Source organism: Streptomyces sp. NPDC001848 (assembly GCF_042891915.1).
Classification (GTDB): Bacteria; Actinomycetota; Actinomycetes; order Streptomycetales; family Streptomycetaceae; genus Streptomyces.
The window spans coordinates 124564-135821 of the sequence record NZ_JBIATP010000018.1 but is presented as its reverse complement, the minus strand read 5'-3'; the positions used below and the strand labels follow the sequence as shown (position 1 = coordinate 135821).

The window sequence follows — 11258 nt, the reverse complement described above, 5'->3', positions numbered from 1 at the left end:
GGGGTTAGGAAAGTGCGGGGTCTCAGGAGTGGAACGGCAGTCCGGCCTCGGCCACGAGCTCCAGGTCGTCGGTGTCCTCGGCGGGCAGCAGGGTCGCCGTGCCGTCGGTGACCGGGACGATGCCCAGTTCGAGGAGTTCGGCCAGGGCGGCGCTGCCCGCCATGTCGCGCACCTGGAGTTGGTAGCGGGCCGTGGTGCGGTACGTACCGCCGTTCTCGTCGCCCGTGCGCTGCAGGAAGCCGGAGTCGGTGAGGAACGCGACGGCCTTCGCGACGATGCCGGTGGTCGAGGCGGCCGGGCGGCGCGCGTCCTTGGTGGCCCCGGTGGCACTGCGTCTGGCCCAGACCCGCCAGGCGGCCTCAAGGCCGGGCGCGTCGGTGGCCGGGTCGGTGTTCTCCCCCTGCTCCTCGGCCCGCTCCTCCAGGCGACGGCAGGCCTGGCGCACGAAGGCGTCGACGCCGTTGACCGTGACGCGCCCGATGTAGCCGTCGTCGGCGAGGTCCTCCGGGCGTGGGAACGCCAGGGCGGCGACGGCCAGATGGGCGAGCCCGTGCAGGAAGCGGTCGGCGGAGTCGGCCGATGTGCGACGCGCGTAGTCGCCCATGCGGACCGCGAACACCGAGTCCTCGGCCGCGGTCACGGCCATGCCCGCGCGCGGGGACACTTCCAGGACGATCAGGCCCAGCCCGGTGGCGACGGCGTCGGCGAGCCGCGCGAACGGAGGGTCCTCGCGGTAGCGGCGCAGCAGGTCCGCGTACTCCTGGTCGCGTGCCGGCTGCAGCTTGGGCTGCAGGCCGAAGGCGACGAGCCGCGCCGCGTCGGCGGCGTCGGCGGGAGTGACGGCGCCGCTCACCGGTGTGGTGGCGGTGTCCGGCTCACTCCACTCGACGTGCTCGGTCACGGTTGGGGCTCCTCGGTGCGCTGGTGCTTGCTCGTGGTCATCGGCGTCACGCCGCTTCCGTCCGGTCCGCCGCCATGCCCGCCGCGTCCAGCAGAGCCGTGCCCACGATCAGGTCGGCCCCGCCGAACTCGGGGTCGTCCAGCTCCGTGCCGTCGTCGACGGCGAACAGCAGCTTCTCCTCTCCCTGGCGGTACGCCGTGCCGACCGGCGGGCTCGCCGCGTGCACGGCCAACAGGGCGACCAGGTACGGCAGGTCGGGGTCCTTGCGGCGCGCCTCGGCCAACAGTCCCGACAGCCGCCGTGGCGCGTCCGCCGGCAGGTCGAGCAGTTCCATGGCGGCGGCCATCTGCTCCTCGCTGAACCTGCTGTCGTCCGGTGTGGCGATCAGGTCCGGCTCGGGCATCTCGGCGCCCAGGTGCTCGCGCTCCACCGGAGGCGTCAGCAGCAGGTCGACCAGGTCCCCGACCCGCACGGAGAAGGGCGTACGCAGCCCCGTACCGTGCGCGAAGAAGGCGTCCGTGACGCGGGTCGCCCGCTCCAGGGGCAGGGGCAGCACCGGTGCGACGAGATGCCCGTACAGGTCGATCCCGGACGTCGCCACGGGCGTGGCGAACGCCTGCCGGTCCTGCTCGGCGCGGAACAGCGGGCCCGCTTCCAGGAGCCGGGACTGCAGCTGGGTGTGGCGGCGGATGCAGTCCTTGACGATGTCGACGAGTTCGGCGGCGCGCCGCTTCTGCTCGGGGTCCTCGGACTCGTCGCGGGCCTTGCGGATGTTGGTGAGGATCGCGTTCTCGTGGCGGTAGCGCTCGGCGACGTGGTCCAGGGCCTCGGTGATCATGTCCGGGACCGCGTTCAGCCAGTCCACCGCGCGGACGTTGCGCCGGGTGGCGTCCAGGGCCTTGCGCAGGGACTCCGAGTACTGCACGGTCCGGTAGCGCGCCTGCTCGGCGGCGAGCTGGGCGTCGGCGAGGCGGCCCCGGCTGATCAGCACCTCCAGTTTGACCTCGGCGGCGATCTGGGCGCTGGTGACATCGGTGTCGAGGGCGCCGACGAGGACGTTGACCGCCTCGTCCGTCGTCCGCAGGTAGACGCCTCCGCCGTAGCCCGGGACCTCCTCGATCAGCTTGAAGTCGTAGTCGCGGCGGACGTAGGTGCCGTCGGGGGCGAACGTGCCGTACACCGCCCGGAAGCCGCGGTCGACGCTGCCGACGTTGATCAGGTTCTCCAGGACCCAGCGGGCCACCCGCTCGTGTTCGGCGGGCGGGCGCTGCGGGGCCTGCGCGGCGATGCGCGGGATGAGGCGGGCGACTATCTGGTCGTGGTCGGCGCCCGTGTCGAAGTCCATGTTCAGCGTGACCAGGTCGATGGCGGCGAGGGCGATCTCCGCCATGCCGTACACCGAGTACTCACCCGCGAGGTTGGCCTTGCGCGCGTCCAGGTCGTGCAGCGGCGCGGTGCAGGCGAGCGCGCGCAGCCGCCGGGCCAGCCCCTCGTCGGCGGCCGGCCCCGAAGCGGGGCGCGGCCCCGCGCTGAGCTGGGGCGGAACACGATCCGTCGATGCAGGCGAAGTCACGGTGCACAGATTAGGTCCTGGGTCTGACAACGACCCAAATCGCCGGGTGCGCCCCGGGGCGGAGCCGCCGGTGTCCGAGTCCCGCGTCCCTATCCCGCGTCGGCCACCCGGCGCCCGTACACCTCGACCAGGCCCGCCCGTGAGTCGTCCAGGTAGGCCGCGAGCAGCTTCTCCGCCTCGTCTCTCTGCCCGGCCTGGAGCGTCTGGAGGATCTGCTGGTTGCGCGCCAGGTACGGCTCGTGCAGTCGGCGCGGGTCGTCCACCACGTGGAAGGCGAGCCGCAGTTCGGCGAAGACGCTGCGCATCAGTTCGTCCGTGCGTTCACTGCCCGCGAGTGCGACCAGCTCCCGGTGGAAGTGGATGTTGGCCGTCGACACACCTTTCCAGTCACCTTCGCGCGCGGCCCGCCGCCCGTCGGTGACGGCCTCGGCGAGGCCCTGAAGCGCGTACGGCGGCTCGCCGAGACCTCGTACGACGGCGCACTCGACGAGGCTGCGGGTGCGGTAGATGTCCTCCACGTCCTCGACCGTCAGGACCCGTACGAAGACGCCACGGTTCAACTCGTGGACGAGCAGCCTCTCGTGGGTGAGCAGCCGGAAGGCCTCGCGCAGCGTGTTGCGGGAGACGCCGAGCGCACCGCCGATGCTGTCCTCCGACAACCGGGTGCCGGGCGGGAAGAAGCCGTCGGCGATCCGGCTCCTGAGGATGTCCGACACCCGCTCGGCGGTGCTGGTACGCCCCAGCAGGGCACGGTCGTCGGCCAGTCCCGTCAGCTCCTCTGCCATGCCCGGAATTCAAGCGCAGATACAAGGACGAAACAACATGGGTATTGAAGGATCGTTCAACGATCCTCTACCTTGCTGCGCACGGCACCACTCCGCTCCACCGTGGCGTCGCGGCTTCCACACCGCACGGCTCATCCCGCAAGCACTCTCCGTCCCTCACTGCGAGGTGCCCATGAGCACGACTCCCCCCTCCCCGGCCCCGACCGCCGACGCCCGCTCCGGCGCCGGCGAACACGCCGACGACGGCGGCGCCTTGGGCTGGCTGCACGCCCTCGGCCCGCGCGGCCGCCGCGCCTTCGCGGGCGCTTTCGGTGGCTATGCCCTGGATTCGTACGACTACTTCACACTGCCGCTGAGCATGGTCGCGCTGGCCGCGTACTTCGGTCTGAACAGCGGCCAGACCGGCCTGTTCACCACGGTCACCCTGGTCGTCTCGGCGGTCGGCGGCGCCGTCGCGGGCGTGATCGCCGACCGCTTCGGACGGGTCAGGGCCCTGATGATCACCGTGGTGACGTACGCCGTCTTCACGGTCGCCTGCGGCTTCGCCCCCACCTACGAGACACTGCTGGTCTTCCGCGCCCTCCAGGGCCTCGGCTTCGGCGGCGAGTGGGCGGTCGGCGCGATCCTGGTCGCCGAGTACGCGAGCGCCAGGCACCGGGGCCGTACGCTCGGCGCGATCCAGAGTTCCTGGGCCGTCGGCTGGGCACTCGCCGTGATCGTCTACACCCTGGTCTTCTCCGTCGCGGGCGACGACCTCGCCTGGCGGGTGATGTTCTGGACCGGTGCGCTGCCCGCGCTGCTGGTGATCTGGATGCGCCGCCGGGTGCACGACGCCCCGGAGGCGACCGCCCAGAGGGAACGCAGCACCGAGAAGGGCTCCTTCGCGGCGATCTTCAAGCCCGGCACGGACGGGGCGCCGGGGCTGCTGCGCACCACGGTCTTCGCGAGCCTTCTGTCCACCGGTGTCCAGGGCGGCTACTACACGCTGGCAACCTGGGTGCCGACCTACCTGAAGACGGAACGGGGCCTGTCCGTGGTCGGCACCGGTTCCTACCTGACGTTCCTGATCTCCGGAGCCTTCATCGGCTACCTCACCGGGGGCCACCTCACCGACAGGCTCGGCCGCAGGCGCAACATCTGGCTGTTCGCACTGCTCTCGGCGATCTGCGTACTGGCGTACACGAACATCCCGCACGGCGCCAACACCCTGCTGCTGGTGCTCGGTTTCCCGCTCGGGTTCTGCATGTCGGCGATCTTCAGCGGCTTCGGCTCGTACCTGAGCGAGCTGTACCCGACCGCGGTGCGCGGCACGGGACAGGGCTTCACCTACAACACCGGTCGCGCCGTGGGCGCCGCCTTCCCGACCCTGGTGGGCTTCCTGGCCGACAGCTGGGGCGTGGGCGGCGCGCTCGTCTTCGGGGCGATCGGGTACGGGCTCGCGGCACTCGCACTCCTGGGCCTGCCGGAGACGCGCGGGAAGGAACTGCGGTGAACCGTACGGAAGACCACTCCCCGACCCTCGCAGAAGACCGCCCGCTCATCCTCGTCGACGAGCACGCGCACGCGTGGAGCGCGAAAGACGCCCGGTCCCGCTTCCGGGCGGGCCTGACCGGCCCCACCGCCGGCGTCGCCGCGGGCCACACCCAGGTCAACCTGATCTCGGTGCCCGCCGACTGGGCGTACGACACGCTGCTGTTCTGCCAGCGCAACCCGAAGCCCTGTCCGGTCCTGGACGTCACCGACGCGGGCTCCTTCACGACGGTCCTCGCGGAGGGCGCCGATCTGCGGAGCGACCTGCCGCGCTACCGGGTGTGGCGGAACGGCGAACTGGTGGACGAGCCGACGGACGTGCGCGCCCACTGGCGGAACGACCTGGTGTCGTTCCTCATCGGGTGCAGCTTCACCTTCGAGTGGGCGCTCACCGAGGCCGGTGTGCCGCTGCGCCACATCGAGCAGGGCCGCAACGTCCCGATGTACGTGACGGACCGCCACTGCCGTCCGGCGGGGCGGCTGCACGGTCCGATGGTGGTGTCGATGCGTCCGGTGCCGCCGGCCCACGTCGGCGCCGCGATCAGGGAGAGCAGTCTGCTCCCCGCGGTGCACGGTGGCCCCGTACACTGCGGCGACCCGTCGGTCCTGGGCATCGAGGACCTCGGCCGCCCCGACTTCGGCGACCCGGTGGACGCCGAACCCGACGACATCCCGGTGTTCTGGGCCTGTGGCGTGACCCCCCAGGCCGCGGTGATGGCCTCGCGCCCACCGTTCGCCATCACCCACGCACCGGGGCAGATGTTCATCACCGACGCCCGCGACGACCAGTACCGCGTCGCCTGACGACGACCGGTGCTCACGTCGCCCGGCCACGGCCGGAACCAGTCACGCGACGGCGTCCGACCAGGAGGGACCATGATCGATCTGAACGCCGATCTCGGCGAGGGCTTCGGCCGCTGGCATCTCACCGACGACGAGCGGCTGCTGTCCGTCGTCACGAGCGCGAACGTGGCCTGCGGCTTCCACGCGGGGGACGCGGCCACCATGCGCCGGGTGTGCGAGCTGGCGGCCGAGCGCGGCGTACGGATCGGCGCCCAGGTCTCCTACCGCGACCTGGCCGGTTTCGGGCGACGCTCGATGGACGTGCCGCCCGACGAGCTGGCCGCGGAAGTGGCCTACCAGATCGGCGCGTTGGAGGTGTTCGCGCGTGCGGCGGGCTCCCGCGTGTCGTATGTGAAGCCGCACGGCGCGCTCTACAACCGGGTGGTCCACGACGAGCGGCAGGCCCAGGCGGTCGTCGACGGCGTGCTGCTCGCCGACGCGACGCTGCCCGTGCTGGGGCTGCCCGGGTCGCGTTTCCTGGAGGTGGCCGGCAAAGCCGGGCTCCCGGTCGTCACGGAGGCGTTCGCGGACCGTGCCTACACCGACGAGGGCACGCTCGTGCCGCGTGGCCGGGACGGGGCGGTGATCACCGACGCCGGCGCGGTCGTCGCACGCTCGGTGAGCCTCGCCCGCTCCGGGACCGTCGTCGCCCATTCCGGGCGCGAGATCCCGGTGCGCGCACGCTCCTTGTGCCTGCACGGCGACACACCGGGCGCGGTCGACCTGGCCCGCCGGGTGCGCGCCGAGCTGGAGGCCTCGGGCGTACGCGTGGAGGCCTTCGCATGAGGGTGCTGCCCGTCGGGGACGAGGCGCTGCTGGTCGAGCTCGCCGACGGCGACGAGGTGCAGGCCCTGCACGCCGAGCTGCTGCGCCGTCGGGCCTCCGGTGAGCTGGCGGCGCGTGAGGTCGTCCCCGCGGCCCGCACGGTCCTCCTCGAGGGCGTGGCCGAGCCTGCCCGGCTCGCGGCCCGGATCGCCGAGTGGGACATCCCGCCGATCGCCACGCGCGCGGAGCAGCCGGTCGAGCTCCCCGTACGGTACGACGGCCCCGATCTCGCGGAGGTGGCCGCCTTGTGGGGCGTACCGCGGCAGGAGGTGGCACGGATCCACGCGGCGGCCGAATTCCGGGTCGCCTTCTGCGGGTTCGCGCCGGGGTTCGGCTATCTCACGGGGCTGCCGGAGCGTTACCACGTGCCGCGCCGGGCCACGCCGCGCACGGCCGTACCGGCGGGTTCCGTGGCGCTCGCGGGTCCGTACACCGGGGTCTACCCGCGCTCGTCGCCGGGTGGCTGGCAGCTCATCGGCACGACCGACGCGGTGCTGTGGGACCACGCGCGCGTACCGGCCGCGCTGCTCGCCCCGGGTGTCCGCGTCCGCTTCGTCCCGGTGGGGTCCTGATGGCGGACCGTGCTCTCGTCGTCGTACGCGCCGGGCTGCTGACCACCGTGCAGGACCGGGGGCGGCCCGGTCACGCCCATCTCGGGGTGCCGCGCTCCGGAGCGCTCGACGCGCCTGCCGCGGCGCTGGTCAACCGGCTGGTCGGCAACCCACCGGGAGCCGCCGTCCTGGAGACCACGCTCAACGGCTGTGCGCTGCGCCCGCGTTCGGCCATCACCGTCGCGGTCGGCGGAGCGCCCTGCGCGGTCACCGTGGACGGCCGCCCCGTCGCCTGGGGAGCGCCGGTCCGCGTGCCGGGCGGGGCGCTGCTGGACGTGGGGCCCGCACAGGCCGGAGTACGCGGTTACGTCGGTGTCTCGGGCGGAGTGGCCGTGGATCCGGTGCTCGGCAGCCGCTCCACCGACCTGCTCTCCGGGCTCGGCCCGCCACCGCTCGCGGACGGTGCCGTCCTGCCCCTGGGCACGCCGACCGGTCCCCACGCGCGCGTGGACGTCGCCGCGCAGCCGGGTCCGCCGGCCGAGCTGGTGCTGCGGGTGACGCTCGGACCGCGCGCCAACTGGTTCACGCGGGCCGCGCTGCGCACACTCCTCACGCGCGCGTACCGGGTGTCCGCCGCGAGCAACCGCATCGGCCTGCGCACCGAAGGGCCCGCCCTGGAGCGGGCCCGGGCCGGTGAGCTCCCCAGTGAGGGCATGGTGCCGGGCGCGGTGCAGGTGCCGCCCGACGGCCGTCCGGTCGTCTTCCTGGCCGACCATCCGACCACCGGGGGGTACCCGGTGATCGCGGTCGTGCGCACCGCGGATCTCGCGGCCGCAGCACAGGCGGCCCCGGGCACCCCCGTGCGGTTCACGGCCGTGAGCCGCCGGTAGTGCTGTGCCCGCTCAGGCCGCGTCCGGCTGCTCCGCCCCCGACAGCGCGGCCAGCGCGGACGTCACCGCGTGCGAGGCGCTCAGGTCCAGCCGGGCGCTGGTCCCCCTCGCCTTGTGACGGACCTCGTCGGCGGCCAGAGTGAGCAGCTGCGGCAGCAGATCGGTGCACCGCCTGGCCACCCAGCCCGTCCCGGCGGTGGCCAGCCACCAGAGGCTCGCCGAGCGGCCGGGTGGCGGGAACTCGGCGTCCGCCGAGGGCGCGGTGCCGGTGGCCAGGCCCGCGTCGGCGAGCAGCGCGTGGAAGCGCAGGGCGAGCTGTCGGTGCCCACGTTCCCCCGGATGCAGCCGGTCCGCGCTCCACATCGCACGATCGCTGACCCAGTCCCCGTCCGCCGCGTGCAGATGCACCGCCCCGTACCGCTCGGACAGCGCGTGCACGACCGTGTTGACGGCCCGTTGCCGCCGCGCCAGCGGGCGCGCCAGCACCCCGGGCAGCCGCAGCATCGTCCCCGGGTCGGGCAGGCAGGCAGTGAGCAGCACCGTGCCCTCGGCTCGGAACGTGGCGTACACCTGGTCCAGGCGCGCGGCCACGGCGTGGATGTCGAAGGTGCAGCGCAGGGTGTCGTTGACACCTATGACCACGGAGACGACGTCGGGGCGCAGATCGAGCGCGGCCGGGGTCTGCCGCTCCAGGACGTCCCGGGTCTGGGCTCCACTGACGGCGAGGTTGGTGAACTCCGCGGGGGTGTCCACAGGGGCGAGCCCGTCGGCGAGAAGCGCGGCCCACCCCCGCCAGGTGTCCCCGACGGGGTCGCCCACGCCTTCCGTCAGCGAGTCGCCGAGCGCCACGAACCGCAGGGGTCTCATCCCACGCCCTCCCGGGCCGCCTCCCGCGGGCGGACCTCACCGGCCGACGTCGGCACGTTGTACGGCAGGGCGTCGTGGGCCGAGAGGAACGCGTCCACCGCCGTCTTCCAGCCGAAGCACTGGGCACGCGCGCGTGCCCGCTCCCGGCGCTCGGGTTCGGACCGCCCCATGAGCAGCTCCACCGCGTCCGCGAAGGCCTCACCCGTGTTCACGGCGGTCGCCCCGGCCGAGCCGATCACCTCGGGCAGCGCGGAGAGGGCGCTGGCCACCACGGGCGTGCCGCACGCCATCGCCTCCAGCGCGGCGAGACCGAAGGTCTCGGCGGGCCCCGGGGCCAGGCACACATCGGCCGTGGCCTGCAGCGCGCCGAGCAGGTCCCGGTCGGCGACGTGGCCGAGGAAGGTGACGGGCAGCCGCCGCTCCTCGGCCCGCTGTTCGAGCCGCGCCCGCAGCGGCCCGTCCCCGGCGACCACCAGCACCGCGCGCAGTCCGCGGTGCAGCAGGGCCTCCAGGGCGTCCAGGGCCGTGCCGGGCTTCTTCTCCACGGACAGCCGGGAGCACATGACGAGCAGCGTCTCGTCCCCGCGCGCGTGCCGTGCGCGCAGCCTCGCGTCGCGCAGCGCCGGGTGCCGCTGTTGGAGGTCGACGCCCAGCGGTGCCCGTACGACGTTGCGGGCGCCGATCCGCACGAACTCCCGCTCGGCGAACTCGGTGGTGCACACCACACGCGCGTAGGTGTGCGCCGTACGGATGTTGAGGGCGTCGGCGGCGCGCCGGGACAGGGTCTCGGACAGGCCCCAGGTGCGCAGGACGCCGTCGGCGGTCTCGTGGGAGACCATCACGGCGGGGACCCGGGCGCGTCGGGCCCACCTGCCGGTCCAGCGCAGGGTCGTGCGGTCGGAGACCTCGAGACGGTCGGGGTCCAGTTCCTCCAGGAGGGCGGCGACGCGGCGCTTGTCCACGAGGACGCGGTAGCCGCCGGTGCCGGGCAGCAGCGGCCCGGGCAGGGTGATGACCCGGCCCTGCTCGGTCATCTCGTCGGTGTGGCGCTCGCCGGGCACGATGAGCACCGGCTCGTGTCCGGCCTCTTTGAACCCCTTGCCCAGTTCGCGCAGCGCGGTGCGCAGACCGCCGGATGCCGGGGCGACGAAGTTGGCGAGCCGCACGATGCGCAGGCCGGCGCCGTTGCGCTCGGTGGCGAAGCTCATGCCGCCACCACCGTCTCGCGCGCGGCGAGCACGTCCGTGTAGTGGCCGATGAGCTGGTCGCCGACGGAGGCCCAGGTGCGGCCCTCCACGAGGGCGCGCGCGGCGGTCCCGTAGGCGGCCCGCAGCGCCGGGTCGGCGGCCAGGGACCGGACGGCGTCCCGGAAGGCGGCGGCGTCCCCGGGCGGGACGAGCAGTCCGGTGCGGCCGTGGGCCACCAGGTCGAGGGGGCCGCCCGCGGCGGGGGCGACGACCGGCACGCCGCTCGCCATGGCCTCCTGCACGGTCTGGCAGAACGTCTCGAAGGGGCCGGTGTGCACGAAGACGTCCAGCGAGGCGAAGATCCGGGCGAGTTCGTCGCCGGTGCGGCGGCCCAGGAAGGCGGCGCCGGGCAGGGCGGCGCGCAGGGTGGTCTCGCTCGGCCCGTCGCCCACCACGACGACGCGCACGCCCTCCAGGCCGCAGGCGCCGGCGAGGAGTTCGACGTGCTTCTCGGGGGCGAGCCGGCCGACGTAGCCGACGATCAGCTCACCGTTCGGGGCGAGTTCCCGGCGGATCGCCTCGTTGCGCAGGTCTGGCCGGAAACGGACGGTGTCGACGCCGCGCGGCCACAGCTGCACCCGGGGCACGCCGTGTGCCTCCAGGTCGTGCAGGGCGGCGCTGGAGGGCGCGAGGGTGCGGTCGGCGGCGCCGTGCACGGAGCGGATGCGCCGCCAGGCCGCTGCCTCGCCGGCGCCCATGTAGGTGCGGGCGTAGCCCGCGAGGTCGGTCTGGTAGACGGCGACGGCGGGGATGCCGAGCCGGGCGGCGGCCGCCATGCCGCGGACGCCGAGGATGAAGGGGCTGGCCAGGTGCACGATGTCGGCGCGGTGTTCGGTGATGGCCGCGGCGACGCGTCGGCTGGGGAGTGCCACGCGTACCTGAGGGTAGCCGGGGAGCGGAAGGGAGGGGACACGGACGACGGGACACGGCGCGAGGGCGTCGGGCCCGGTGCCGGCTGTGGGGGTGCCCCCCAGGTCGAGCGAAGCCGAGACCTTGGGGGAGGCCGGAGCGACGACGAGGGGAGCATGACCGCGATCGACGAGGTGCCGGGCGGTCTGCAGCGCGCAGTGGGCCACGCCGTTCACATCGGGGGGAAAGGATTCGGTCACGATGACGACACGCATACCGGTGTTCTCGCCGCACCGGACGTGGCCGCGTCAACGTCGATCTTTCCGGCCGGGGAACGTCCCATGAGCGTTGAGCTGCACAGCCGAGCAGGCCGTCGCATGTCCACGCAGTCCTGACG

At 73.6% G+C, this 11258-nt stretch carries 12 protein-coding genes; 6 read left to right on the top strand and 6 right to left on the bottom strand.

The annotated features are described in order from the left end of the window. Positions 1–22: 22 nt before the first annotated feature. From ACFYZJ_RS31940 to ACFYZJ_RS31930, 3 genes are all read right to left on the bottom strand, one after another. Positions 23–901: a hypothetical protein gene (locus ACFYZJ_RS31940; RefSeq protein WP_388573756.1), complete on the bottom strand. Its 879-nt coding sequence runs from the start codon at positions 899–901 to the stop codon at positions 23–25. Between the two features lie 46 nt (positions 902–947). Next, entirely contained in the window at positions 948–2474 is a 1527-nt protein-coding gene (locus ACFYZJ_RS31935; protein WP_388573754.1) for a hypothetical protein, read from the bottom strand. Between the two features lie 89 nt (positions 2475–2563). After that, a complete protein-coding gene (locus ACFYZJ_RS31930) occupies positions 2564–3259 on the bottom strand; it encodes a GntR family transcriptional regulator (protein WP_388573752.1) in 696 nt (231 codons plus the stop codon). 172 nt (positions 3260–3431) lie between these two features. Here ACFYZJ_RS31930 and ACFYZJ_RS31925 point away from each other — a divergent pair, with 172 nt between their 5' ends. The 5 genes from ACFYZJ_RS31925 to ACFYZJ_RS31905 all read left to right on the top strand — a co-directional run bounded on the left by ACFYZJ_RS31925 (position 3432) and on the right by ACFYZJ_RS31905 (position 7898). Continuing rightward, positions 3432–4751 (top strand): MFS transporter, encoded by a 1320-nt coding sequence (locus ACFYZJ_RS31925; RefSeq protein WP_388573750.1) that lies wholly within the window; start codon positions 3432–3434, stop codon positions 4749–4751. Next, positions 4748–5593 carry a putative hydro-lyase gene (locus ACFYZJ_RS31920; protein ID WP_388573748.1) on the top strand — a complete coding sequence of 282 codons (846 nt, stop codon included), beginning with the start codon at positions 4748–4750 and terminating at the stop codon, positions 5591–5593. The genes ACFYZJ_RS31925 and ACFYZJ_RS31920 overlap by 4 nt, the downstream gene beginning before the upstream one ends. A 72-nt stretch (positions 5594–5665) precedes the next feature. After that, positions 5666–6418, top strand: coding sequence for a LamB/YcsF family protein (locus tag ACFYZJ_RS31915; RefSeq protein ID WP_388573747.1), 753 nt, complete (start codon positions 5666–5668; stop codon positions 6416–6418). Next, the gene (locus ACFYZJ_RS31910) at positions 6415–7029 is read left to right on the top strand and encodes an allophanate hydrolase subunit 1 (protein WP_388573745.1); all 615 of its coding nucleotides are present in this window, start codon (positions 6415–6417) and stop codon (positions 7027–7029) included. Before ACFYZJ_RS31915 ends, ACFYZJ_RS31910 begins: the two co-directional genes overlap by 4 nt. After that, positions 7029–7898: a biotin-dependent carboxyltransferase family protein gene (locus ACFYZJ_RS31905; RefSeq protein WP_388573743.1), complete on the top strand. Its 870-nt coding sequence runs from the start codon at positions 7029–7031 to the stop codon at positions 7896–7898. The genes ACFYZJ_RS31910 and ACFYZJ_RS31905 overlap by 1 nt, the downstream gene beginning before the upstream one ends. 12 nt (positions 7899–7910) lie before the next feature. Here the strand turns inward: ACFYZJ_RS31905 and ACFYZJ_RS31900 are convergent, their stop codons facing one another. Genes ACFYZJ_RS31900 through ACFYZJ_RS31890 form a run of 3 tightly spaced genes read right to left on the bottom strand, consistent with a single transcriptional unit; the run spans position 7911 to position 11136 of the window. Continuing rightward, positions 7911–8765, bottom strand: coding sequence for an SGNH/GDSL hydrolase family protein (locus ACFYZJ_RS31900; protein WP_388573741.1), 855 nt, complete (start codon positions 8763–8765; stop codon positions 7911–7913). Next, entirely contained in the window at positions 8762–9973 is a 1212-nt protein-coding gene (locus ACFYZJ_RS31895) for a glycosyltransferase (protein ID WP_388573739.1), read from the bottom strand. The genes ACFYZJ_RS31900 and ACFYZJ_RS31895 overlap by 4 nt, the downstream gene beginning before the upstream one ends. Then, positions 9970–11136: a glycosyltransferase family 4 protein gene (locus ACFYZJ_RS31890; protein WP_388573737.1), complete on the bottom strand. Its 1167-nt coding sequence runs from the start codon at positions 11134–11136 to the stop codon at positions 9970–9972. Before ACFYZJ_RS31890 ends, ACFYZJ_RS31895 begins: the two co-directional genes overlap by 4 nt. Between ACFYZJ_RS31890 and ACFYZJ_RS31885 the strand changes: the two genes are divergently transcribed. Next, positions 11038–11256, top strand: coding sequence for a hypothetical protein (locus ACFYZJ_RS31885; RefSeq protein ID WP_388573809.1), 219 nt, complete (start codon positions 11038–11040; stop codon positions 11254–11256). The two genes, ACFYZJ_RS31890 and ACFYZJ_RS31885, sit on opposite strands and share 99 nt — an antisense overlap. Positions 11257–11258: the final 2 nt, after the last annotated feature.